This window comes from uncultured Brevundimonas sp. (assembly GCF_963977465.1).
In the GTDB taxonomy this organism is placed as follows: Bacteria; Pseudomonadota; Alphaproteobacteria; order Caulobacterales; family Caulobacteraceae; genus Brevundimonas.
In genome coordinates this window covers 25,019-49,500 of the sequence record NZ_CAXBOQ010000002.1, presented here as the reverse complement: position 1 = coordinate 49,500, position 24,482 = coordinate 25,019, and the positions used below count along the sequence as shown (strand labels likewise).

The 24,482-nt window shown below is 67.2% G+C and carries 24 protein-coding genes; 11 read left to right on the top strand and 13 right to left on the bottom strand.

The genetic code is table 11. The features are described from left to right. Positions 1–33 precede the first annotated feature (33 nt). The 3 genes from AAC067_RS04255 to AAC067_RS04245 all read right to left on the bottom strand — a co-directional run bounded on the left by AAC067_RS04255 (position 34) and on the right by AAC067_RS04245 (position 5,008). The gene (locus tag AAC067_RS04255; RefSeq protein WP_339929901.1) at positions 34–3,612 is read right to left on the bottom strand and encodes a M1 family aminopeptidase; all 3,579 of its coding nucleotides are present in this window, start codon (positions 3,610–3,612) and stop codon (positions 34–36) included. 10 nt (positions 3,613–3,622) lie between these two features. Next, complete coding sequence (locus AAC067_RS04250; protein WP_339929899.1) at positions 3,623–4,501, bottom strand: ABC transporter ATP-binding protein; 879 nt, start codon at positions 4,499–4,501, stop codon at positions 3,623–3,625. A 93-nt stretch (positions 4,502–4,594) separates the two neighbouring features. Next, positions 4,595–5,008, bottom strand: a complete 414-nt coding sequence (locus AAC067_RS04245; protein ID WP_339929897.1) for an AprI/Inh family metalloprotease inhibitor — start codon at positions 5,006–5,008, stop codon at positions 4,595–4,597. A gap of 157 nt (positions 5,009–5,165) precedes the next feature. Here AAC067_RS04245 and AAC067_RS04240 point away from each other — a divergent pair, with 157 nt between their 5' ends. Further along, positions 5,166–6,899, top strand: a complete 1,734-nt coding sequence (locus AAC067_RS04240; protein ID WP_339929895.1) for a type I secretion system permease/ATPase — start codon at positions 5,166–5,168, stop codon at positions 6,897–6,899. After that, complete coding sequence (locus tag AAC067_RS04235) at positions 6,896–8,269, top strand: HlyD family type I secretion periplasmic adaptor subunit (protein ID WP_339929893.1); 1,374 nt, start codon at positions 6,896–6,898, stop codon at positions 8,267–8,269. The genes AAC067_RS04240 and AAC067_RS04235 overlap by 4 nt, the downstream gene beginning before the upstream one ends. A gap of 4 nt (positions 8,270–8,273) precedes the next feature. Here AAC067_RS04235 and AAC067_RS04230 read toward each other — a convergent pair whose 3' ends face one another. Together AAC067_RS04230 and AAC067_RS04225 are read right to left on the bottom strand one after the other, a co-directional pair. Next, complete coding sequence (locus AAC067_RS04230; RefSeq protein WP_339929891.1) at positions 8,274–10,412, bottom strand: malate synthase G; 2,139 nt, start codon at positions 10,410–10,412, stop codon at positions 8,274–8,276. 61 nt (positions 10,413–10,473) lie between these two features. Beyond that, complete coding sequence (locus AAC067_RS04225; protein ID WP_339929889.1) at positions 10,474–12,075, bottom strand: alpha-amylase family glycosyl hydrolase; 1,602 nt, start codon at positions 12,073–12,075, stop codon at positions 10,474–10,476. Between the two features lie 374 nt (positions 12,076–12,449). Here AAC067_RS04225 and AAC067_RS04220 point away from each other — a divergent pair, with 374 nt between their 5' ends. Next, on the top strand, positions 12,450–13,949 hold the full coding sequence (locus tag AAC067_RS04220; protein WP_339929887.1) for a DEAD/DEAH box helicase: 1,500 nt from the start codon (positions 12,450–12,452) through the stop codon (positions 13,947–13,949). Positions 13,950–14,063: 114 nt separating this feature from the next. On the opposite strand, the gene AAC067_RS04215 is transcribed toward AAC067_RS04220, so the two are convergent. Then, a complete protein-coding gene (locus AAC067_RS04215) occupies positions 14,064–14,819 on the bottom strand; it encodes a competence/damage-inducible protein A (protein WP_339929885.1) in 756 nt (251 codons plus the stop codon). A 174-nt stretch (positions 14,820–14,993) separates the two neighbouring features. On the opposite strand from AAC067_RS04215, the gene map reads away from it, so the two are divergent. From map to AAC067_RS04180, 7 genes are all read left to right on the top strand, one after another. Next, a complete protein-coding gene (gene map / locus AAC067_RS04210) occupies positions 14,994–15,818 on the top strand; it encodes a type I methionyl aminopeptidase (protein WP_339930883.1) in 825 nt (274 codons plus the stop codon). A gap of 60 nt (positions 15,819–15,878) precedes the next feature. After that, the gene (gene radC / locus AAC067_RS04205; protein ID WP_339929883.1) at positions 15,879–16,652 is read left to right on the top strand and encodes a DNA repair protein RadC; all 774 of its coding nucleotides are present in this window, start codon (positions 15,879–15,881) and stop codon (positions 16,650–16,652) included. A 29-nt stretch (positions 16,653–16,681) separates the two neighbouring features. After that, complete coding sequence (locus tag AAC067_RS04200) at positions 16,682–17,197, top strand: GNAT family N-acetyltransferase (RefSeq protein WP_339929881.1); 516 nt, start codon at positions 16,682–16,684, stop codon at positions 17,195–17,197. Between the two features lie 71 nt (positions 17,198–17,268). Then, positions 17,269–17,514, top strand: coding sequence for a BolA family transcriptional regulator (locus tag AAC067_RS04195; RefSeq protein ID WP_339929879.1), 246 nt, complete (start codon positions 17,269–17,271; stop codon positions 17,512–17,514). Further along, the gene (locus tag AAC067_RS04190) at positions 17,514–18,446 is read left to right on the top strand and encodes an oxidoreductase (RefSeq protein ID WP_339929877.1); all 933 of its coding nucleotides are present in this window, start codon (positions 17,514–17,516) and stop codon (positions 18,444–18,446) included. The genes AAC067_RS04195 and AAC067_RS04190 overlap by 1 nt, the downstream gene beginning before the upstream one ends. Before the next feature lie 100 nt (positions 18,447–18,546). Beyond that, on the top strand, positions 18,547–18,906 hold the full coding sequence (grxD, locus tag AAC067_RS04185; protein ID WP_339929875.1) for a Grx4 family monothiol glutaredoxin: 360 nt from the start codon (positions 18,547–18,549) through the stop codon (positions 18,904–18,906). Continuing rightward, entirely contained in the window at positions 18,906–19,328 is a 423-nt protein-coding gene (locus AAC067_RS04180) for a thioesterase family protein (RefSeq protein WP_339929873.1), read from the top strand. The genes grxD and AAC067_RS04180 overlap by 1 nt, the downstream gene beginning before the upstream one ends. Here the strand turns inward: AAC067_RS04180 and AAC067_RS04175 are convergent. Continuing rightward, entirely contained in the window at positions 19,303–19,488 is a 186-nt protein-coding gene (locus AAC067_RS04175) for a hypothetical protein (protein WP_339929871.1), read from the bottom strand. The genes AAC067_RS04180 and AAC067_RS04175 overlap by 26 nt on opposite strands. 207 nt (positions 19,489–19,695) lie before the next feature. Between AAC067_RS04175 and AAC067_RS04170 the strand changes: the two genes are divergently transcribed. Beyond that, complete coding sequence (locus AAC067_RS04170) at positions 19,696–20,766, top strand: histidine kinase dimerization/phosphoacceptor domain -containing protein (protein ID WP_339929869.1); 1,071 nt, start codon at positions 19,696–19,698, stop codon at positions 20,764–20,766. Positions 20,767–20,824: 58 nt separating this feature from the next. On the opposite strand, the gene AAC067_RS04165 is transcribed toward AAC067_RS04170, so the two are convergent. From AAC067_RS04165 to AAC067_RS04140, 6 genes are all read right to left on the bottom strand, one after another. Beyond that, complete coding sequence (locus AAC067_RS04165) at positions 20,825–21,211, bottom strand: hypothetical protein (protein WP_339929867.1); 387 nt, start codon at positions 21,209–21,211, stop codon at positions 20,825–20,827. Continuing rightward, positions 21,208–21,330, bottom strand: a complete 123-nt coding sequence (locus AAC067_RS04160) for a hypothetical protein (protein WP_339929865.1) — start codon at positions 21,328–21,330, stop codon at positions 21,208–21,210. Before AAC067_RS04160 ends, AAC067_RS04165 begins: the two co-directional genes overlap by 4 nt. Positions 21,331–21,441: 111 nt before the next feature. Next, a complete protein-coding gene (locus AAC067_RS04155; RefSeq protein WP_339929863.1) occupies positions 21,442–21,840 on the bottom strand; it encodes a hypothetical protein in 399 nt (132 codons plus the stop codon). 188 nt (positions 21,841–22,028) lie between these two features. After that, positions 22,029–22,646: a 30S ribosomal protein S4 gene (gene rpsD, locus AAC067_RS04150; RefSeq protein ID WP_339929861.1), complete on the bottom strand. Its 618-nt coding sequence runs from the start codon at positions 22,644–22,646 to the stop codon at positions 22,029–22,031. Positions 22,647–22,806: 160 nt separating this feature from the next. Next, a complete protein-coding gene (locus AAC067_RS04145; RefSeq protein ID WP_339929859.1) occupies positions 22,807–23,736 on the bottom strand; it encodes an MBL fold metallo-hydrolase in 930 nt (309 codons plus the stop codon). Between the two features lie 84 nt (positions 23,737–23,820). After that, the gene (locus AAC067_RS04140; RefSeq protein WP_339929857.1) at positions 23,821–24,429 is read right to left on the bottom strand and encodes a superoxide dismutase; all 609 of its coding nucleotides are present in this window, start codon (positions 24,427–24,429) and stop codon (positions 23,821–23,823) included. Positions 24,430–24,482: the final 53 nt, after the last annotated feature.

Below are 24,482 nucleotides of genomic sequence, written 5' to 3'. Positions count from 1 at the left end.
CCACGCCGTTCTGGCGTGGGGCCGCAACGGTGCCTAGTCGACCGACTGCACGTTGTCGTCGGACTCGCGGTCGATCCATTTGTTGTAGGGGTCGACCCCGGCATGGGTCGGCCGGGTCGCGGTGACGAAGCGGAAGGTCTGGGTGCCGCTGCGCAGGGGTCGGCGCTGCATCAGCAGCACATTGGCCGGTTCGAAGCCGGGCTTGCCCGGCTCGGCGCTGAACAGGCCGATGTCGAAGGTCTCGTTCAGCGGGGCCTCGGTCTCCACGCCCTGGCCGTCGGCGTACAGTTTGCGCGCCTCAACCACCAGGGTCACGTTCCAGCGACCGTCCGGACGCTCGGTCGCCGAGGTCGAGGTGGTCTTGACGTCATACAGGGTGATCTTTTCGAACAGGTCGGTGATCAGCGCCTGTTTGTCAGCCGGGGCCTCTGCGCGCAGGGCCGCAACCAGATCCAGCGACCGCGGATAGGGTGCAGAGCTGAAGCCGAAGTCGGCAATCAAGCTGCGCAGCGCGCGGTTGACGGCCTCTTCGCCGATCTGGTCGCGCAACAGATACATGACCAGTCCGCCCTTCTGGTAGTGAATGTAGGTCTGGTTCTCGACCCGCTGCAGCGGCAGTTCCTCCAGCCGCTCCGAACCGCGCGAGCGCAGGTAGCGGTCCAGTTCGCTCTTGAGGAATTTCCGGATCTGGTCCGGCCCGTACATCTTTTCCATCACCATCAGGGCGGAGTACTGGGCAAGCGTTTCTGACAGCAGGGTCGAGCCCTGCTGCGACGAGCCGATTACCTGATGCGCCCACCATTGATGCGCGAACTCGTGCGCACCGATGTAGGTGACGTAGTCGATCTTGGACGGGTCGGAGAAGTCGGCGATAAAGCCCAGCCCCTCGCTCCAGGCAAAGGTGTTCGGGAACGACTGGGCGAAGCCGGCATAGTCCGGATACTCGACGATCCGGGCCTGACGGAACTGATAGGGACCAAAGGCCGGCTGGAAATAGTCGAGCGACTGTTCCAGCGCGGTCATCATGCGATCGACATTGTGGGCGCTGGGGTCGTGGTAGATTTCAAATGTCACGCCGTCATGGACCTTACGGGTCACCTCATAGCGTGCCGACTGGACCGAGAAGAACATCAGGATCGGGGCCTCGGTGACGAACCGGGCGGTACGACGGTCGCCGGTGACCGTGTCGGAGACCCGGTAGCCGGGGGCCACGGCCGTCTGGTCGGCGTCAGTCGTCACCGTGATGTCGGCATTGACCCAGTCCGCGCCGATGTAATTCTTCGCCTGCGCCGCCACGTCTTCCAGCTTGGGCATGCGCAGCTCGGCCGGCAGGCCGTACTTGCGGCGCTTGGCCCGGTCCTGCAACAGGCTCCCGCGATCCATCCCGATCGTGGGCGCGAATTCGCCATTGCTGATGAAGGTGCCATTGTCGACCAGCCGGGTGGTGTTGCCGCTGTTCTTGAAGCCCCTCTGCTCAAAAACGGTCTCGAACGTGACGGTGCGCTTCTCACCGGGCTGCATCGGAGTGGCAAATTTGTAGATGCGATACTGGAAGTCGGGCCAGTCTCGATCCGGCTTGGCTCCCTCGACGTCCAGCCGCACCATCTCCATATCGTCGTTCCAACGCAGGTGGATTTCGCCGAGCGGAGCATCAGTCTGGTTCTCGATCACATAGGTGCCGCGCGTGGTCAGGCGCGGCGCATGCGGATACAGGTCCAGCACCAGCCGGACATCCGTCACCGCCGGCTGCGGCGTGTTCTCGAAGCCCAGCAGGGTCTTCTCATAATTGACCTGCTGCAGTTCCTGCGCGTCGCGGCTGCGGTAGTCGTTCCAGACATTGGTGTTGACGAAGATGAAGGTCCCCAGGCCGACGAAGGCCACCAGGGCAACGCCGCCGATCACGCCCGCCGGGCCCGCCAGTCGCCGCGGCAGACGCCGCAGGCGCGGCAGCAGCCGGGTCTCCGTGCCCCGCCGCCACAGACCATAGGTGATGACCATCAGGATCACCGCAAAGGCAGTCCAGTAGGCTTTGCCCCAGGCGGCGAAGGTGGCGAAATCGCCCCGGCCGTTCATGTCCGACAGGGGCACGCCCACGCTCGCCCCATAGCGGTACAGCATGTGGTCGAAGCCCAGGTTGCCGAGCACCAGGGTCGAGATCAGATAGACGACCATGAGGGCCCAGCCGACGAATTTGTTGGGCGACAGGGCCTGGATGAAGATGGCCAGCACCGACAGCAGGATGAAATAGGTCGCGCCGGGCACGACGTACCACATCAGATATTTGCCGAACTCGTAGTCGGTGTAGCCCTTGATCGTCTGGACCACGATGCCGGCCAGCACCCCGACCAGCAGGGTCGAAACCAGCACCAGCGCCAGGGCCAGGGTCTTGGGAATCAGGAAGGTCCAGTCCGGGGTCGCCGTCGCGTCGATGATCTCGTGGACCTTGCGTTCGCGATCACGCCAGACCAGCTCACCGGAATAGTAGATGGCGACAATGATGGAGATCAGGCCGAAGGCCCCGGTCAGGGCGGTGATCACCACCCGCGTCACCAGCAGGACCGGCGTGCCGAAAATCTCGCCGGTGAAGAACAGGGTGATGATGCCGAAGGCCAGGGCCAGAACGATCAGCACCAGATAGGCAGGGCTGCGGAAGATCAGCGCCATCTCGAACGCCGTGCGCGACAGCAACTGGGCCAGTCCGCTGGCGAAACCATAGCCGGGCTGCGGCAGACCACCGACGTGAACCGGCTCGGACGTCGCGACCGGCTTGTCCGCCAGGGCGCGCAGCTTGTCGGCCTTGCCGGCCTTGGCCCCGCGGATTGCGGGCCGGTACAGCAGCCAGGCCGAGGCCAGCACGACGAAGGCCACGCCCGTCCACAGCAGACGGTTGCCCAGCAGCACCCCGTCCAGTGGGGCCAGCAGCGTGTTCTTCTCGGCCACCGTCCAGTATTTGGTGACCAGACCGTAGGCGGCACCGCCGAACGGCTCGAACCAGGCCGCCAGGTTTTCCCACTCGGGCTTGTCACCAATAACCGTCTCGGCGATCAGGTACAGGATGAAGACGGCGACCACGCCGACATAGGTGGCCATCATCGACCGCGTGATCGTGGCCAGGGCGAAGAACAGCGCCGAGGTCAACAGCAGGCCCGGCAGGGCCAGCACCACATAGGCATAGACATAGTCACCCGGCCGGAAGGCCCCCAGGGTTTCGGAATCCACCCACGGCATCAGGGTGCCGATCAGATTGCCCAGGCCGACACTGGTGAAACACAGGGCGACGGCGGCGAACGCGCCCAGAAACCGACCGTACAGATAGTCGAATTTGGTCACACGGGTGGCGTGGATCAGGGGCCCGAACCCCGTCGTGGTGTCGCGTACCACCACATTCGCCACGATGGCCGTGGAGGCCAGCATGAAGAAGATCGTGAAGATCAGATGGGCCTGGGCAAGGGCGAACGGGGCGTTCTTGTGAACATTGCCCCCGCCGCCGAGGCTGACGTTTTCGCTGGCCACCGCGCCGAAGGCCAGCAGGCCGAAGACGAAGGCGATGACCCAGAAGGCCGGCTGGCGCAGCTGGTAGCGGAACTCGAAGGCGGCGATCTTTGCAAACATGCGCCCGGCCTCAGGCTGCGTGACGCGCAGTGTTGACGGACGCCATATAGACGTCTTCCAGCCCGCCCGGGGCCGGCTCGAACCCGTCACCGGGATCGGTGTCGGACAAGACGTGGATCACCGTCTTGCCGGCGAACAGCCGGGTGGAGATGATGTTGTAGGGGGAGCCGTGCCCCTCGAGTTCCGACTTGTCGATGACCTTGCGCCAGACGCGGCCGTTCAGGCTTTCCATCAGCTCGACGGGGGCACCCTCCAGCTGGATCTTGCCACCGGCCAGCACCGCCATGCGCGGGCACAGGTCCGAGACGTCCTCGACGATATGGGTCGACAGGATGATGACGACGTTCTCGCCGATCTCGGCCAGCAGGTTGAGGAAGCGGTTGCGTTCCTCAGGGTCCAGCCCGGCGGTCGGCTCGTCGACGATGATCAGGTCGGGGTTGCCGATCAGGGCCTGGGCGATGCCGAAGCGCTGCCGCATGCCGCCCGAGAAACCGGCCAGGGCCTTCTTGCGCACCGACCACAGGTTGGTCTGGTTCAGCAGGGACTCGACCGTCTCCTTGCGCTCACGCACCCCAGAGATGCCCTTCAGCACCGCCATATGGTTCAGCATGTCGTAGCAGGACACCCGCGGGTAGACGCCGAAATCCTGGGGCAGATAGCCCAGCACCCGGCGCAGTTTTTCGGGCTCGGCGATCACATCGAGGTCGCCGAAACGGATGCTGCCCGAGGTCGGCGTCTGCAGGGTGGCAATCGACCGCATCAGGGTCGATTTGCCGGCTCCGTTCGGGCCCAGCAGGCCGAACATCCCCTTGGGAACGATCAGACTGACGTCATCCAGCGCCTTTGTGCCGTTGCCGTACACGTGAGTCAGGTTCTGGATCGTCAGCATTGTGTGCCCCCTTGATATCGACGGCCAACCTCGCGCGGCTGGTCCGGCGGGGCAAGTTACAGCTGGGACAGGTTGGCACGGCGCGTCGCCGGATCAGAACATCGCCGACCGGCTCATCCGGTAGACCCGGCCGTCGGCACCGGTGCCGGTCCAGACGTCCTCGGTATCCGGCGCGAAGGTGATCAGGGTCGCCCCGCCAGCATCGACCAGGCTGAAACCGGTCGGCGTGGTGCGCCAGTGATCCGTGCGGCCGGCGGCCTTGAGATCACAGGTCTCGACCACGACGCGGTGCCCGTCGCCGGCCCCCTCATTCCTGAGGGCCAAACGGCACAGGCCCGGCGTGGCGCTGTCGGCCGGGCGGATGTCCCACAGACCGATCGGGGTCGGGATGTCAGTCGTCTGGTCCGCATGCGGCATGGCGTCGTTCCCGGACTGGCAGGCCGCGGCCGGGGTTACGGCGAGGACCACGACCGCCACGGCGGTCGGGACCGAGAGAATGCTCGACATCTGGCGTCTCCATTTGGCCCCACCCCCTTATCGCCCCCCGGCGGGCCACCGGGCAAGCGTCACGCGACGGCCCCGGGTCAGAATCGCCTGTTCCGGGGCGCGCCATGACGGTACACTGGTCTCCTGCCCGTCGCGCAGAAGTTGCCAGAAACGCCGCGTGTTCAAGAACCTGCTTCCCAGCCGCCCCGGCACTGAACCCCTCGCCGAGGCGCTGGTCGCCTGTCGCACCCATTTCATCTGGGCGGCCGTGTTCAGCGCCCTGGTCAATCTGCTGTACCTGACGCCCACCCTGTACATGCTGCAGATCTATGACCGGGTAGTGCCGACCGGCGGGTTGATGACCCTGGTCTTCATCACCGGTGTGGTGATCTTTGCCCTGGCCACCCTGGCGGGTCTGGACTGGCTGCGGGCGCGGCTGCTGCTGCGCGCCGGGCTGAGACTGGACCGGATGCTGGCCGGCAAGGTGCTGGCCCGGGTCGTCGACCTGCAGACCAAGGCCCCCAACACCCAGGCGCTGCGCGAGTTCGACAATGTGCGCGGGGCCCTGAGTGGTCAGGGCGTGCTGGCGGTGCTGGATGCGCCGTGGACCCCGATCTATCTGGCGGCCTGTTTCCTGTTGCACCCGGCGCTGGGTCTGTTGACGCTGGTCGGGGGTGTGCTGCTGTTCGCCCTGGCATGGCTGAATGAACGCGACAGCCGGCCGCGTCTGGCCAAGGCGATCCAGTCCAGCAACAACGCCTATGCCGCCCAGGAGAATATCGCCGGCCAGACCGAGGTCGTGCGCGCCCTGGGCATGCGTCAGGCCAGTATCAACCGTCAGGTCGAGCAGCGTCGTCTGGCCACGGCCGGTCACGCCGACGCCCAGTTCGCCGGTGGCCGTTACAGCGGGGCGATCAAATTCCTGCGGCTGACGCTGCAGTCGCTGTCGCTGGGTCTGGCCGCCTTCCTCGCCGTGCGCGGCCAGATTTCGACCGGGGCGATCATCGCCGCCTCGGTACTGCTGAGCCGGGCCGTGGCCCCGATCGAACTGCTGGTCGGGGCCTGGCCCGGCCTGATCCAGGCCCGCACCAGCTGGAAGGCGCTGAACGACCTTTTCGTCGGCACCGCGGCGCGGGACCTGCCACGCACCACCCTGCCCGCGCCTGCCGGGGCCCTGTCGGTCGAGGGCGTCACCGTGCGCTTTTCCGACAGCGAGGCCCCGCAGCTGCGCGCCGCCAGCTTCAAACTCAATCCCGGCCAGACCCTGGGCGTGGTCGGGGCCAGCGGCTCGGGCAAGACCACCCTGGCCCGGGTCATCGCCGGGGCGCTGAAGCCGGCCTCGGGTACGGTACGGCTGGACGGGGCGGAATATGACGCCCGCGAAGGCGACGAACTGGCCCGTCACATCGGCTATCTGCCGCAGGTGCCCAGCCTGTTCGCCGGCTCGATCAAGGACAATATCTCGCGCTTCGCCGCCGCTGCCGGCACGCCCGGCGAGACCGTCGATCACGGCGCGGTGGCCGCAGCCGTGGCGGCCGGGGCCCATGAGATGATCCAGCGCCTGCCGCACGGCTATGACACGGTGCTGGGCCCGTTCGGCCAGGGTCTGTCGACCGGTCAGGCCCAGCGTGTGGCCCTGGCCCGCGCCCTGTACGGCGATCCGGTCCTGCTGGTGCTGGACGAACCCAACTCCAACCTCGACCAGGAGGGGGAATCGGCGCTGATGTCGGCCATCCTGGCCGCCGCCGCACGCGGGGCCGCCGTGGTCATCGTCGCTCACCGCGCCGGGGTGCTGGCCCGGGTCGACCGCCTGCTGCTGATGCGCGACGGCGTCGTCCAGCTGGAAGGGCCACGCGAGGAGGTGCTGGAGTCGATGCGTGCCGCCCGCCCGGCCGAGGCGGTGAAGCGATGACCGAGTCCGTCCCGCCCGAGGCCGTTCTGCCGATGCCGGTTATCACCGACGCGCCCCCACCCCCACCGCCGGTCACCGACGCACCGCGGCGCGAGCTGATGATCGGCGGCGTGATCATCGTCGCCTTCTTCGTGCTGTTCCTGGGTTGGGCCGCCTTCGTGCCGCTGGACGCCGGGGCCTATGCCCAGGGTCAGGTGGCCGTATCCGGCAACCGCCAGGCGGTACAGCACCGCGAGGGCGGGGTCGTCAGCGCCCTGCATGTCGCCGAGGGCGATACCGTGCGCGAGGGCCAGGTGCTGGTCGAGGTCTCGAGCGGTGAACTGATCGCCAACGAGCGCGGCCTGACGGGTCAGGTGCTCGCCCTGCTGGCCCAGCGCGCCCGGCTGATCGCCGAACGTGACCGCGCCCGCGCCATCGCCACCCCGGCCGAATTCGCCGACCTGCCCCCGGCCGACAAGGTGCTGGCCGAAGAGGCGCTGCGCCTGCAGCGCCAGCAGTTCAGCGCCCGTCGCAGCGGTCGCTCGACCGAGAGCGGCGTGCTGCAACAGCGTATCGAACAGCTGAACCAGCAGATGGCCGGGTTGCAGCGTCAGATCGAGTCCAATCTCGAGCAGCGCCGCCTGATCGCTGAGGAGCTGGAGGGTATCCGCTCGCTGGCGGCCCAGGGCTATGCGCCGTTGACCCGGGTGCGGGCGCTGGAGCGGACCGAGGCAGCGCTGGACGGCGAGCTGGGCTCGCTGCGCGCCCAGGTGGCCCGGGCCCGCGAACAGGTCGGCGAGACGCGGCTGCAGATGCTGTCAGTCTCGACCGGGCTGAACGAGGACGTGGCTGAACAACTGCGCACCATCGAGGTCCAGCTGAACGAGCTGCAGCCGCGCCTGACCGAGTTCCGCGCCCGCATCGCCCGCAACCAGATCCGCGCCCCGGCCTCGGGCCAGGTCATGGCCCTGACCATCTTCACGCCGGGCGGGGTGATCCAGCCGGGCCAGACCCTGATGGACATCGTCCCCACCGACGCCTCCCAGATCATCGTCGCCCGGATCAAGCCGACCGACGTCGACAACCTGAAGGTCGGTCAGGACACCGAGGTCAAATTCCCCGGCCTGCGCGAGGGCAATCCGCCGATCGTCCACGGCCGGGTGACCCGCATCTCGGGCGACAGCTTCACCGACGAGAGCAACGGCAGTCGCTATTTCCGGGCCGAGATCGTGGTCCCCGCCGACCAGCTGGAACGGCTGGGACGACTGGGGCGCACCATCCGTCCCGGCAGCCCGGTCGAGGTCGTGGTCCTGCTGCGCAAGCGCACGGCGCTGGGCTATCTGATCGAGCCCCTGACCAACAACCTGTGGCGCTCGGGCAGCGAGCAGTAGGCCTTCAGCCCCGCGCCTTCGCCCGGGCGCGGAAGGCGTGCAGCAGCGGTTCGGTATAGCCGCTGGGCTGGGCCTCACCCTCGAACACCAAAGCCCGCGCCGCCTGGAAGGCGAGACTGGCCTCGGGGTCCGGGGCCATCGGCCGGTACAGCGGATCGCCGGCGTTCTGGGCATCGACCCGGGCCGCCATCCGTCGCAGCGCCGCCTCGACCTGTTCGGCGGTACAGACCCCGTGCAGCAGCCAGTTGGCCATGTGCTGGGACGAGATGCGCAGCGTGGCGCGGTCTTCCATCAGACCCACGTCATGGATGTCGGGCACCTTGGAACAGCCGACGCCCTGATCGATCCAGCGCACCACATAGCCGAGGATGCCCTGGGCGTTGTTGTCCAGCTCGTCCGTGATGTCCTGTTCCGACCAGTTGACCCCGTCGGCCAGCGGCGGGGTCAGCAGCCCCTCCAGACCCGGCACCGGCTCGCGCGCCACCTCGGCCTGGCGGGCAAACACATCGACCGCATGATAATGCAGCGCATGCAGGGTCGCGGCGGTCGGCGACGGGGTCCAGGCCGTGTTGGCCCCGGTCATCGGATGGCCGACCTTCTGCTCCAGCATCTCGGCCATGCGGTCGGGCGCGGCCCACATGCCCTTGCCGATCTGGGCCCGGCCGGACAGGCCGCAGGCCAGGCCGATGGCGACGTTGCGCGCCTCATAGGCGGTGATCCAGTCGCTGGTCTTCATCGCCGCCTTGCGCACCACCGGACCGGCCTGCATGGCCGTGTGAATCTCGTCGCCGGTGCGATCGAGGAAGCCGGTGTTGATGAAGGCGATCCGGCCCTTCACCGCATGGATACAGGCGGCCAGATTTGCCGAGGTGCGACGCTCCTCGTCCATGACCCCGACCTTGACCGTGTGGCGCGGCAGACCCAGCAGGTCCTCGACCGCATCGAACAGCCGGTCGGTAAAGGCGCACTCTTCCGGCCCATGCATCTTGGGTTTGACGATATAGACCGAGCCGGCACGGCTGTTGCGATAGCGGCCCTGTCCCTTCAGGTCGTGCAGCGCAATCAGGCTGGTGAGGATGGCGTCGAGGATGCCCTCCGGTGCGTCCGAGCCGTCGGCCAGTCGCAGCGCCGGGGTGGTCATCAGATGGCCGACATTACGCACGAACAGCAGGGCCCGCCCCGGCAGGACATGGGGCTCGCCGTTGGGAGCGACGAAGGGCCGGTCCGCGGCCAGTTCGCGGGTCTGCGAGCGACCGCCCTTGTCGAATTGGGCCGACAGCTCGCCGGTCATCAGGCCCAGCCAGTTGCGATAGGCGGCGACCTTGTCCTCCGCGTCGACGGCCGCGATCGAGTCCTCGAGATCGACGATGGTCGACAGCGCCGACTCCAGCACCACGTCGGCCATGCCCGCCGGATCGGTCGCGCCGATCGGGTGGTCGCGGTCGATGACCAGTTCGATATGCAGGCCGTTGTGGCACAGCAGGATGGCGGTCGGGGCCTCGGCCTGGCCGGTGAAGCCGGTGAACTGCTCGGACCGGGCCAGGGCCGGGGACAGGACGCCGTCGACCACCCGCCAGCCGGTGACATCGTAGTGCGATCCGGTCGCCAGCGGCACGGCCTCGTCAAGGAAGGACCGGGCCCGGGCCACGACCCGCGCGCCCCGCGCCGGGTCATACGGACCGGACGGCGGCAGGTCGCCCAGCGCATCGGTGCCGTACAGGGCGTCATACAGACTGCCCCAGCGGGCATTGGCGGCGTTGAGCAGGAAGCGGGCGTTCAGCACCGGCACCACCAGCTGCGGTCCGGCCATCCGGGCGATCTCGTCATCGACCCGGGCCGTGGCGATGGCGAAGGGGGCCGGCTCGGTGATCAGATAGCCGATTTCGCGCAGGAAGGTCTCGGTCGCCACCGGGTCGTGGGGCTGACCCCGACGCGACCGGTGCCAGGTGTCGATACTGGTCTGCAAGCCCTCGCGCACCGCCAGAAGACGCCGGTTCTCGGGGGCGAAGCGGGCGAAGATGTCAGCGACCCCGCTCCAGAAGGCCGCGATCGGCAGGTCCAGCCCGGGCATGACCTCGTCTTCGATCAGGGCGACCAGTTCCGGGGCGACTTCAAGGCCGGCGCGGGATTCAAAGGCGGACATCAGCAGTGTCTCCGGCGGCGATGCTGCGGTGCATCATTCCTGCATCTGTAACATCCCGTGATCACGCAGGGGAAGTCGAGGCCTTCCGGCACAGAATTCGTCCAGCGTAAGAATTCAGGGCCAAACCGCCGCCGTCATTGACCGACTCGACCCGCGTCCAGCCGGGCCCCGACGTCCAGTCGATGGCAGTGCCGGTCGGGTTGAAAACACACAGCAGCCGATCCTCACCCGTGCCACGCTCGAACACGATCAGGCCGTCCGGGGCGTCGGTGATCCCGCGCTGCGCGCCGGTCTGCAGGGCCGGTCGCGCCCGACGCAGGGCGATCAGCCGTCGGGTCAGGGCCAGGGTGGAGTCCGGATCACCTGCCTGGCTGGCGACCGACAGCGGCAGGTGGCGGGCGTCGACCGGCAGCCACGGCTCGACGGTCGAGAAACCGGCCCACGGGGCTTCATCGCGCCACGGCATCGGCGTGCGGGCCCCGTCGCGTCCCAGAGTCTTCGGCCAGTTGGCGATGGCCTCGGGATCGACCAGCCGGTCGAACGGCACATCGGCCTGGGGCAAGCCCAGCTCTTCGCCCTGATAGATGAAGGCCGTGCCGCGCAGGCTGAGCAGCAGCAGCAGGGTCATCGCGGCCACAGCCGCGCGATCCTTCTCCGGAGCCCAGCGCGACACCACGCGCGGCGCGTCATGGTTGGCGAAGGCCCAGGCCGGCCAGCCCTCGCCCGGCGCGCCGGTCCAGCGCCCGAGGGTCGTCGCGACCAGTTCGGGTGTCAGGTGCGGCGCATAGAGAAATTCAAAGCCGTACGAGGTGTTCAGCCGGTTTTGGCCCTCGGTCAGGACCTGACGTTCCAGCTCGACATCGTCGCCCCCCACCTCGGCCACGGTGAAGCGACCGCCATAGCTGTCCGTCAGGGCCCGAATCCGTTCGGCGAAGGGGATGATGCCGGGCTGGGACTGGTTGTGCAGCCTCAGCTGGAAGTCCAGCGACCGGGTGCGCGGCCCGGGCGGGGCCGGCGGATTGTCGGTCAGGGCCGGGTCGTGCGGCGCAAAGTTGAAGGCATCGAGCCGGAAGCCGTCGACACCCCGGTCCAGCCAGAACCGCGCCACGTCGAGCAGGGCGTCCTGAACGGCAGGCAGGTCGAGGTTCAGCTGCGGCTGCCCGGCGAGGAAATTGTGTAGATAATACTGGCCGCGCCGCGCATCCCAGGTCCAGGCCGGGCCACCGAACACCGACTGCCAGTTCGACGGCGGGGTGCCGTCCGGTTTGGCGTCAGCCCAGACATACCAGTCAGCCCGGGCATTGATACGGTCGGCCCGGCTCTCGGCAAACCAGGCGTGCTGGTCCGAGGTATGGCAATAGACCTGGTCGATAATGACCTTCAGCCCCAGACCGTGGGCCCGGACGATCAGGGCGTCGAAATCCTCGAGCGTGCCGAACACCGGATCGACGCCGCAATAGTCGGACACGTCATAGCCGAAGTCGGCCATCGGCGACGGAAAGAAGGGCGACAGCCAGACCGCGTCCACGCCCAGCGAGGCGACGTGATCCAGATGGGCCATCACCCCCGGCAGATCACCGACGCCGTCGCCGTTGCTGTCGGCGAAACTGCGCGGATAGATCTGGTAGATGACCCAGCCGCGCCAGTCGTCGCTCAGGCTCATGTCCGCGCTCCGTGATCCCGTTTCGGTCTGTTCTAGACCGGGTCCGTCCGCCTTGTCCCGGGGTGATGTGGTTGGGCGATACGGGCGCGAACCGCCTCTCCGCCTTGACTTCGCCGCAGTTGTCGCCCATTTGCGCTGCGTCGCACAATTGCGATTACCGGTGCGCTCCAGCGCGTGTGGGTCTTCTCTCCCTTACGAAGATCTGACTGTAGCAGCGGCCGGCCCTCAAGATTCATTCGCTGCCCGGACACGCGGGGCGGCGCCCGATCCACCCCGCCGGCCTCATCCAGAGGCTCGTTCGGGACTGGCGGTGCGCGGCCTTTTCGGCGTTGAGCCATGGCTGTTGCGCGTCGCCGCACGCGAAAGAAACCATTTTGACCACCCCTAATTTTGAATCCTTCGGCCTCAACAAGGCGCTGCTTCAGGCGCTGGCGACCGAGGGCTACACCACCCCCACCCCGATCCAGGCCCAGGCTATCCCTGACGTCATGCTGGGCAAGGACCTGCTGGGCATCGCCCAGACCGGCACCGGCAAGACCGCCGCCTTCGCCCTGCCGATCCTGCATCGCCTGGCCGAGAACCGCGTCGCCCCGCTGCCGCGCACCACGCGCTGCCTGATCCTGTCGCCGACGCGTGAACTGGCCAGCCAGATCGCCGAGAGCTTCAAGACCTATGGCAAGCACCTGGGCTTCAAGGTCGCCGTCGTCTTCGGCGGCGTGAAATACGGCCCGCAGGAACGCGCCATCCAGAACGGCCTGGACGTGCTGGTCGCCACCCCGGGCCGTCTGCTGGACCATATGCAGCAGAAGACGCTGGACCTGTCCTCGACCGAGATCTTCGTGCTCGACGAGGCCGACCAGATGCTGGACCTCGGCTTCGTCAAGCCGATCCGCCAGATCGTCAGCCGCATCCCCACCAAGCGCCAGAACCTGTTCTTCTCGGCCACCATGCCGAACGAGATCGGCAAACTGGCCGGCGAGCTGCTCAAGGATCCGGTCAAGGTGTCGGTGACGCCGCAGGCCACCACGGTGCAGCGCATCAACCAGTCGGTCATCCACGTCGAACAGGGCCGCAAGCGCGCCCTGCTGACCGAGATGTTCGCCGACGACAACTACACGCGCTGCCTGGTCTTCACCAAGACCAAGCACGGAGCCGACAAGGTCGCCGCCTATCTGGAAGCCGGTGGCGTCCAGGCCGGGGCCATCCACGGCAACAAGAGCCAGCCCCAGCGTGAACGCACCCTGGCGGCCTTCAAGGCCGGCAAGCTGCGCGTGCTGGTCGCCACCGACATCGCCGCCCGCGGCATCGACGTCGACGGCGTCTCGCACGTCGTCAACTTCGAACTCCCGTTCGTGCCGGAAGCCTATGTGCACCGCATCGGCCGGACCGCCCGTGCCGGCGCTGACGGCTCGGCCATCAGCTTCGTGGCCGGTGACGAGATGAAGCTGCTGCGCGACATCGAGAAGGTCACACGCCAGAAGATCCCGGCTACCGACCGTCGCAACGACAAGTCGCTGGGCCTGCTGGACCAGTCGATCATGGCCGCCGGTGTCGGCACCAAGGCGACCATGCCCGACCGCGAGGATCGTCCGCGTGGCGAGGGCCGTGGTCGTGGCCGCAATCCGCACCGCGACGGCGTCAAGCCCGAGGGTGGCGGCCAGCCGCACCGCCAGCGCAAGCCGGCCCCGGGCCGTGACGCCCGTCCGGCCCCCGAGCGTCCGGCCTTCGATCCGATGGCGCGTGAGCGTCCCCGCTCGACCGGCAATAACGATCCGCGCGCCGCCGTGGCCGCCAAGCCTGAGGGTGAGCTGAAGCGTCGTCCGCGCAGCCGCCGCCCGTCCAACGGCGGCAAGGGCTACGTCGCCCGCGGCTAGAGCGAAATCGGTTGGGTTGGACGCAGTCCAACCCGGCTCAGATTTCGCTCCAGCTTAATGCCGGACCATTTTTTGGGTTCGGGTCGATTCGACCCGAAACAAAAATGGTCTGGATCAGACAGCGGCGGCGGAGATACCCGCCGCCGTCAGCTCTGCCAGAAGACCCGAAGCCGCCGCCTCCACGGCGGCTTCGTCACGTCCGCGGATAACCAGCTGGGTGCCGACCTCGCCGGTCGAACCGTGGCCGAACGGATAGCTGCCGAAACTGACCGCGCGCGCCGCTTGGGACGCCGCCGTCAGGATGGCGGCGACATCGCCCTCGCCGACGCCGCTGACCTTCAGCGTCCGGGCATGGACCACGGCCCCGGTGCGCAGCCGCGGGGCCACGGCCTCGAGCATGGCGGTCATGATCTGCGGCACGCCGGCCATCACGAAGACATTGCCGATCTGGAAGCCGGGCGCGTCGGTGACCGGATTGGCGATCAGACTGCCGCCCTCGGGTATCCGCGCCATGCGCCGGCGGGCCGCGTTGAAATCGGCTGCGCCATATCGTTTTTCGAGAATCGCCAGAGCGTCCGGATGTTCCGGCAGGGCCACGCCGAAGGCCCGGGCCACGCAGTCGGCGGTGATGTCGTCATGGGTCGGGCCGATGCCGCCGGTGGTGAAGACATAGTCGTGCCCGGCCCGCAGGGCATTGAGGGCGTCGATGATCTGGTCGGCCCGGTCGCCGACCGTGCGCGCCTCCAGCAGATCGATGCCCAGGGCCGCGAGAAAGCGGGCGATGGTGTTCAGGTTGGTGTCGCGGGTGCGGCCGGACAGGATCTCGTCACCGATAATCAGGACGGCGGCGGTGGGGGCGATGTCGCTCATCCTCACTAGCTAGCCGCCCTTGCCCCGGGCGTCACCCGTCACCACATTTTCGGGCACAGCACCGTCATGCCACCGTCTCGCCGCAAACGGGAACGCGGTTATGTGCTATGCTTTCTGTCGTGAGACGACGTGATTCAGCGCCGTCATGCCGCGCCCCTGATCCGAGACCCGATGATGTACGAAACGCCTGAACTCGATCCCGACGCCTATATGCGTTCCAGCACCATCCGCATCCATGATGAGGAAGGGTTCGAGGGCATGCGCAAGGCCGGACGTCTGGTGGCCGAGGCGCTCGACATGATCACCCCCTTCGTCCAGCCCGGTGTCACCACCGGCGAGCTCGACGACCGGATGCGTGAGTTCACCCTCGACCACGGGGCCCTGCCCGCCTGCCTCGGCTACAAGGGCTATACCCGGACCGTCTGCACCTCGATCAACCACGTCGTCTGCCACGGCATCCCCGGCGACAAGGTCCTGAAGGCCGGCGACATCGTCAACATCGACCACACCGTCATCGTCGACGGCTGGCACGGCGATTCCAGCCGCATGTATCCGGTCGGCGAGATCAACGCCCGGGCCCGCAAGCTGATCGACGTCACCTATGAAGGCATCGAACTGGGTCTGGCCCAGGTCAAGCCGGGCAACACCTTCGGCGACATCGGCTATGCCATCCAGCGCCACGTCGAGGCCGCGCGGATGAGCGTGGTGCGCGACTTCTGCGGCCACGGCATCGGCCGGCTGTTCCACGACAATCCCAACGTCCTGCACTACGGTCGCCGCGGCGAGGGCGCGACGCTGAAGCCGGGCATGTTCTTCACCATCGAGCCGATGGTGAACCTGGGCAAGCCGGCGGTGAAGGTGCTGTCCGACGGCTGGACCGCCGTGACCCGTGACAAGTCGCTGTCGGCCCAGTGCGAGCACAGCATCGGCGTCACCGAGACCGGGCTGGAGATTTTCAGCGCCAGTCCGACCGGGATCTTCCGTCCCAAATTCGACTGATCCCGCTGGACGTTCGCCTTTCGTTCTGACATCGTCTCCGCGCTTGAACCGGAGGCCGCCATGTCCAGCGTGCTGCCCTTTCCGATTACCGCCCCACGGGCCCCGCGCGCGGCACCCAAGGGTCCCAGCACGCCCAAACCCCATCACACCGGCCACCGCGAGCGACTACGCGAACGCGCGCGCGGTGCCGGCCTGAGCCACCTGCCCGACTATGAGCTGCTGGAGCTGTTCCTGTTCCGCAGCCTGCCGCGCGGTGACGTCAAGCCGATCGCCAAGGCCCTGCTGAGCCGGTTCGGCTCGCTGGCGGCGGTGCTGGCCGCCCCGGTCGAGGCCCTCGTCACCGTCAAGGCCGACGACAGTCGCGGCAAGCGGACCGGTCTGGGTGTCGAGACCGCCCTCGATCTCGCCGCCCTGCACGAGGTGGCCCGCCGCATCGCTCTCGAGGAGCCGGCGAAGCGGCCGGTGATCTCGTCGTGGACGGCGCTGCTGGCCTATGTGCGCCTGGCCCTGCAGCACGAGCCGCGCGAACAGTTCCGGACCCTGTATCTGGACAACCGCAACCAGCTGATCCTTGACGAAATCCAGAACCGGGGCACCGTCGATCATGCACCGGTCTATCCCCGCGAGGTGGTGCGCCGGGCGCTGGAGCTGTCGGCCAAGGCCATGATCCTCGTGCACAACCATCCGTCAGGCGATCCGACCCCGTCGCGGGCCGACATCGAGATGACCCGTCAGGTCGTCACCGCCGCCCACGCCCTGGGTCTGGAGGTTCACGATCATCTGGTCGTCGGTCGCGACGGCGTGGCCAGTTTCAAACAGTTGGGGCTAATGTGATCCTGCCCCTTCTGTCCGGAACGCCGCCGATGACCGTCCTGACCACCGAACGCCTGACGCTGAGCCCGGTCGCCGTGTCGGATTTCGACGACCTGTGCGCGCTGTGGGCCAACCCGACCTTCACCCAGTACATCATGGGCCAGGGCCTCTCGGCCGAGGATGTCTGGTTCCGGTTGCTGCGTGATCTGGGGCACTGGCAGGCCATGGGCTACGGCAACTGGTCGATCCGTCTCAGGGACGGCGGTGCCTATGTCGGCAGTGTCGGCGTGCTCGATTTTCGCCGCGAGCTGGACCCGCCCTTTGACGCGCCCGAGCTGGGTTGGGGCGTCGCCCCCGCCTTCCAGGGCAAGGGCTATGCCGCCGAGGCCGTGAGCGCCGCCCTGGCCTGGGTCGATGATGAACTGAACGCCGCGCGCACCGTCTGCATGATTTCGCCCGACAACGCCGCCTCGCACCGGCTGGCGGCACGGGTCGGCTACCGGCCCTATGCCGAGGCGGCCTACAAGGACGGGACGGTGCAGCTGCTGGAACGGCGCGCAACCTGAGCCGGACGTAGTGCCGCATTAAGGTTTCCGGTTCATCATCCTGCGCGAACGCTCCGGAGGCCACGACCACCATGCCCATGCCCGTCGAAACCCTGCACGCGCACCTGGCCGAAGCCTTTCCCGACGCCGAGATCGAGATCACCGATCTGGCCGGCGACGGCGACCACTATCGCGCCCGCATCGTCTCATCCGCCTTCGCCGGCATGCCCCGCGTGCGCCAGCACCAGCGGGTCTATGCCGCGCTGAAGGGCAAGATGGGCGGCGAATTGCATGCGCTGGCGCTGGAAACCTCTGCCCCCGCAGCGGGAGACATCTGATGCGGTATCGTCCCTTCGGGCCCACCGGGGCCGCGGTCTCGGCGCTGACGCTCAGCCTCGGCATCGACAATATCGCCCGCGGCCCGTCCGCCGCCTGCGAACTGATCTATGCGGCGCTGGAAGCGGGCATCAACAGCTACCGCCTCGAGACCGCTGACCCCGTGCTGGCCGAGATCGTCGGTCATTCCCTGCAGCATATCGACCGCAAGCTGGTCACCGTCAGCCTGGCCCTGGGCCGGGGTGACGGCCGCCGCGGCTCCGACCGCGACTTCAGCGCCGAGGGCATGACCGGCTCGATCGACCGCGCCCTGAACGTATCCCGGCTGGGCTGGATCGACATGGTTCTGCTGGAGGAGCCGGCCGATGACGAATTGCCGCAGAGCTCGCTGAATGCCCTGAAGGCACTGCGCGCCACCAACCGGGTACGGCTGCTCGGCGTATCCGGCGACGGCGAGGTGATGGATGCCTATGTCTCGACCGGGGCCTTCGATGTGCTGGTCACCCCGTTCCACCTGAACTCAGGCTGGCAGGTGCGCTCGCGCCTGCGGGCCGCGCGCGAGCGCGACATGGCCATCTTCGCCTATGACTATTTCCCCTCGGCTCTCGATACCGACAAGAAGGCCGCGACCCTGGACAAGCCGGTCAAGAAGGGCCTGTTCGGCTTCGGCGGCAGTGGTGGTCGTTCCAAACACGATCCCCTGGCGGATGTCGGGACCTTCGCCTTCCTGCACCGCACGCCCAACTGGTCGGCCGAGGCCATCTGCCTGGCCTATGGCCTGACCGATCCGTCCATCTGCAGCATCGTGGTTCAGGCCAATGACGCCGAACGGCTGAACAGTCTGGCCCTGGTGCCCGAGCGCGACATGCCCCCCGGTCTGGCCGCCCAGATCGAGATGGCCCGGGTCGCCTGCGCCGGTTCCGCCGCCGCCTGACCCCCTCCACCGCGCGTCCGTCGCGGTCACGATCGCACCGCTGCCCTTGACCCTTGGGTCCGGCGTCCCTAGCTCACGGGCCTCAGTGAAAGGCCATTCCGTGACTGATCAAACGACTGCGACTTCAACCGACCCGGTTCACACCTTCATCGCGGGGACCGTCGCCCAACACGATGTGGTGCTGTTCATGAAGGGCACGCCGGATTCGCCGCGCTGCGGCTTCTCCTCGCTGGCGGTGCAGATCCTCGACCATCTGGGTGCCCCCTTCGTCGGCGTCGACGTGCTGCAGGACGCCGGGCTGCGCGACGGCATCAAGGCCTTCACCGACTGGCCGACCATCCCGCAGCTGTATGTGAAGGGCGAATTCGTCGGCGGCTCCGACATCGTGCGCGAGATGTTCGAGGCCGGCGAGCTGCTGACCCTGATGACTGAAAAGGGCGTGCCCCTGGGCGAAGCCTGATGGCCCGCGCGCCGCTCACGCCGCGCGCTGACCGCGAAATCTTCACCCTGCCGCTGGATATCCGGCCCGAGCACATCGACGAAAACGGCCACGTCAACAACGTGATCTATGTCGGCTGGCTGCAGGACGCGGGCATGGCCCACTGGAACGCCCGCTTTTCCGCAGAGGACCGGGCACGCTGGTCGTGGGTCGCCCTGCGCCACGAGATCGACTATCTGCGCGGCCTGCTTCCAGGTTCCACGGCCACCGCCCGCACCTGGGTCGGCGACCCGCAAGGGCCGCGCTTCAATCGCTATGTGCGTATCGAGGACGGCGAAGGCCGCCTGTGCGCCCAGGGCATATCGGAATGGTGTCTGGTCGACGCCGCGACCCTGCGGCCGACCCGGATTCCGCCGACTATGCTTGGAGCGTTCCAGCGATAGCCGCGGTTCGCAGATCCTGGAGTTGAGCCCGGAACGCGAGACGCCGCCATTGCAACGCCAGGATCAGGTAGTCGGCGCGAACTTCCTGCGGGAGGTCTTCGCCCGCCGCCCGTTGTTCCAGCTCCACCGCCTTGGCCAGGCACTGCGCGACCGTAAACATTGCTGCTCAAACCGCGATAGCGGTGTTTGGTTCCCGATCTCATGCGGGGCGCGCTGGTCGAGGAGATACCGCGGGCGTGACGAATGCGTGCTAGGTGTATTTGTATGGTGCCCGGTCACGGATCGCGGCTGCTTTTCATTGCCAATAATCTGCGACGGGGAAGGCTTTCGTTTCGCGAGTCTCCGGTAATTATTTGGAGGGCCGGTTTTGACCGTCCCCACACCGCTACATCCTGATGGTCCTCTCAGTCTGGCTCTGGCCGTCGTCGATTCATCGACCGCGCCGCTGGTGTTGCTGGATGGTGATCTGAACGTCATCGCCGCCAGTGCCTCCTTCTTCACCGCGTTCCAGATCAAGCCGGCAGGCACGGTAGGCGAGCCCTTCCTCCAGCTCGGCGAAGGCGAATGGAACCTGCCCCGACTCCGCTCCCTGCTGACCGCCACCCTGTCGGGCGCGGCCGCCGTCGACGCCTATGAGATGGACCTGAAGAGCGAACGTCTGGGCGGTGCCCGCAGCCTGCTGCTGAACGCCCATCTGCTCGCCTATGGCGACGGAGCCGACGTCCGTCTGTTGCTGGGCATGTCGGACGTCACCGACGCCAAGGCCAGCGAGAAGCTGAAGGACGATCTGCTGCGCGAAAAGGCCATCCTGCTGCAGGAGGTCCAGCACCGCGTGGCCAACAGCCTGCAGATCATCGCCAGCGTCATCCTGCAGAGCGCCCGTAAATCCCACCCCGACGAAACCCGAACCTCGCTGACGGACGCCCACAGCCGGGTCATGTCCGTCGCCGCCCTGCAACAACAGCTGGCCGCCTCCCGCCTCGGCGAGGTCGCGCTGAAACCCTATTTCGACCAGCTGTGCGTCAGCGTCGCCGCCTCAATGATCCGCGACCACGATCAGCTGTCGCTGCACGTCGACTGTGACGACAGCGCCGTGGACGCGGATGTCTCTGTCAGCCTGGGCCTGATCGTCACCGAACTGGTCATCAACTCGCTGAAACATGCCTATCCCGGCGGTCGCCGCGGCCGGATCACCGTCAGCTACCAGCGCCATGGCCCGAACTGGACCCTGGCCGTCGCCGACGACGGCGTGGGCATGCCGACAGACGCCGCCAGCAACACCCCGGGTCTGGGCACCAGCATCGTCGAGGCCCTGGCCAACCAGCTGAACGCGCGGGTGAAGGTCACCGGCGGCCACCCCGGCACCACCGTGTCGGTGGTTCACACCCGGATCAACGCCGTCGAAGCGAACGCAGCTCAAGGTGGCCAGGCCGTCTGATCTCTGGCCGCTGACCCCCGGGCAGCGGCAGCTGACAGGGGTTTTCGATCGATAGCCGCTAGAGCCGCAGAGGATTGGCGATGCGTGCGCCCTGACCGGGCGTCAGGCCCAGTTCGCGATAGGTCCAGCGCAGCTCGACCCCCTCGCGCACGATGGCCTTGCACGGATCCTGGCGGGTGCGCGTCAGGGTGATGTCGACGGGCGTGCCCTCGGCCACCGAAACCGCGAAGTCCGCGGCGCTGGTGCAGCCGTTGGAGTCGACCTGTGCGATCAGGGCCCCGTCCGCGAACCGGACCGCACGCAGGGTTTCCGGTGCGGCGTCCGTCGTAATCTCGGTATGGGAATCCATCCGCACCACAACGGTCTCGCCGGAGTCATCGGCGTAGATAACGCAGCCGGTCAGCAGCGGCAGACAGGCCGCCGCCGCGACGAGGACGCGGCTCATTCGGGAGCGTCGGCCGGGGCGGTCTGGACCACACGCGTGACGGGCTTGTCGGTGGCGATGATGATGCAGCCGGACAGCAGCGGGGCCGAGATGGCAAGAGCGAGGACGAGACGCAGCATGGTTCCATTTCCCTGGATAATCGAAGCTTCGCCTTTAGATGCCTGCGCTTCCGCCCGATGACACGTGAATAATCGGACAGGCTGGCCAGCCAGGTCTGGCCATGGGGCAACTCAGGTTCGCGGGCGCTCATAGGAGTTGCCGACGCGAACATCGGTGCCGGGCGGCAGCCCCATTTCCTCGAACGTCCAGCGCACCTCGACCCCGCCCGGAATGGGGGCGTCGCAGTCGTCTTCACTGACCCGCCACAGGGTGATGGTGGCGGCACCGCGATACTGGCTGACCACAGGCATCAGGTCGTCGCGGGTGGTGCAGCCGTTCGACCCGACCCAGAACACGGCCTGCCCCTGGGCGATGGCGGCGGCCTGGACCGACTCCTGCGTTCCCGGCACCGACACGGTCGCCGGGACGGCGCGGGCACCGGGCAGCATGGACTGGATACCGGCACAGCCGGACAGCAGCGCGCCCGTTACCGTCAGCGCCAGCAGCGTCCTGATCCCGGTCGAGCCCATGCCCGTCCCCTTTCCAAGTTTCCCTAGCGTCATCGCTCAATTCGCGCCCGGGCGCATCAGTAAAAAGGGCTGGTCGGCCGGATGATCCCCAGATCAGGACCGGTCGCAAACGGCAGCAATGAGAAAAGGCCCCGGAGCGATCCGGGGCCTTTCCAGTTTCTGCACGGCGGACCGCGCGGCTGTCGAACTTACGAGGAGTAGTATTCGACGACCAGGTTGGGTTCCATCTTGACCGGGAACGGCACGTCGGCCAGCTCGGGCACGCGCACGACGCGGACCGAGAAGCCACGGTCGCCCAGCTCGATGTAGTCCGGGATGTCCCGCTCCGACGACTGCTGGGCTTCGAGCACCAGCGCCATGTTGCGCGACTTTTCCTTGACCTCGACGACGTCGCCGATCTTCAGGCTGTAGGAGGCGATGTTGACCTTCTTGCCGTTGACCGTGACGTGACCGTGGTTGACGAACTGACGCGCAGCCCACGGGGTCGGGACGAATTTGGCACGATAGACGGTGGCGTCCAGACGGGCCTCCAGCAGACCGATCAGGGTCTCGGCGGTGTTACCCTTCCGGCGGGCGGCTTCGTCGTAGGTCTTGCGGAACTGCTTCTCGGTCAGGTTGGCGTAATAGCCCTTCAGCTTCTGCTTGGCTTTCAGCTGCAGACCGAAGTCCGAAACCTTCTGCTTGCGACGCTGGCCGTGCTGGCCGGGACCGTAGGAGCGCTTGTTGACCGGAGACTTGGCGCGACCCCACAGGTTTTCACCCATGGCACGGTCGATCTTGTATTTGGCGCTGTGGCGCTTGGACATTCTGTTCTCTTTATCATGATGCGGCCCGGCGCTTCCGAGATTGGAAGCACGATCTCAACGGCGGTCCACGCATCGTCCGTAGTGGATTCACGCGCAGGACAGGGTCCGGCGCGGGAAAGCGGGGCTTATGCCGGTCCGGCCGCCCCGGGTCAAGCCGGAGTCAGGCCTCCGGCACCCAGACGAAGCCGTCACCCTCGCGCCGGATGCGACCCACGCCGGGGAAGGGGAAATGCACGGCATACAGACGCAGGTTCTGCGACGCGGCCCGCTGCAGCAGGGCCTGACGGCTGGCGACGGCGATCCGCGAGTCCCCGTCGAAGGCGATCGGCCATTCGGGACGCTGCACCGAGATCACCGAATGATGCATGGCGTCGCCGATATACAGCAGCCGGTCGTCGCCCGAGGCGATCTCGAACCCGCTGTGGCCCGGCGTATGGCCGGGGATGTCCACGGCGGTGATGTTCGGGGCCACGACCTCGCCCGGAGCGAAGGTCGTGACCTTCGGCGTGATAGCGCGGACCAGACCAGCCATGGCCGCATCGCCCTGCAGGGCCGTCCATTCGGCGGCGCTGATGCGGATAGTTGCATTGGGGAAGCGCAGGCCACCGGCCGCATCGACCAGACCGCCGACATGGTCGCCATGGCCGTGCGAAATCAGGATGTCCGTGACCTGACCCGGCTGGACCCCGGCTGAGCCCAGGGACTGCACCAGCCGACCTTCGGTACCCATGGCTCCGCCGGCCCCGGTGTCGATCAGTACCATATGGTCGCCGTCGCGGATCAGCAGCGGGTCGATGAACAGATGGATCGGGTCGGCCGGCAGGGCCGCCCCGGTCAGGACCGTCGCCACGTCCTCCGGCGTGTGACCCAGGCCGAAGGTCTGGTTGTCGTTGCGGACGTCCAGCTCGCCGTCCTTCAACGCCACGGCCTCAAGCGTGCCGATGCGGAAATTGTGGATGTCGGCGACCGCAGCCTCCGTCGGGGCCGCCGCAGGCTCCGTCCCGGTCTTGCCGTCAACGCCGGGCGAACACCCGGCCAGGACAGCGGCGAGGATCAGGCCGGCAGTGGCGAGCTTGGCATGGAAGGTCATGGGCAATGTCCGGATCGGTGGTGACGGCGATAGCGCCGGACCCGCGAACGGCAAAAAGCGGTCCGGGGGTCCGGCGATGCGGGATCAGGCGGCGGCGAAGCGCGCGTTGACCGCGTTCCAATTGACCACGGTCCAGAACGCCTTGAGGAACTCGGGGCGGCGGTTCTGATATTTCAGATAATAGGCGTGTTCCCAAACGTCATTGACCAGCAGGGGCGTGCCCTTTTCCGGGGCAATATCCATCAGGGAATTGTCCTGGTTCGGCGTGTTGATGATCTTCAGCTTGCCGTCCTGCACGATCAGCCACGCCCAGCCCGAGCCGAACTGGGTCGCGCCAGCGCTTTCGAAGGCGGCCTTGAAGGCGTCCATGCCGCCCAGATCACGGTCGATGGCGGCAGCCAGCTCGGTCGACGGCGTGCCCGCCTCGGCGGTCGGGGCCATGCCGTCCCAGTAGAAATTGTGGTTCCAGTAGCCGCCGCCGTGATTGCGGATGGCCTTGGGCAGGGTCGAGATGATGGCGAACAGCTCTTCCATCGTCTTGCCCTGGGCCTTGGGCTCGGCGTCCACGGCCTTGTTCAGATTGTCGGTATAGGCCTGATGGTGTTTGTCGTGATGGATATGGAGGGTCTCCTTGTCGATCACGGGCTCCAGCGCGTCATAGGCATAGGGCAGCGGGGGCAGGGTGAAGGCCATGGGAAGGTTCCTTGTCGATCCGAACGGGGGGACGCCTCATCTAGGAAGGCCCC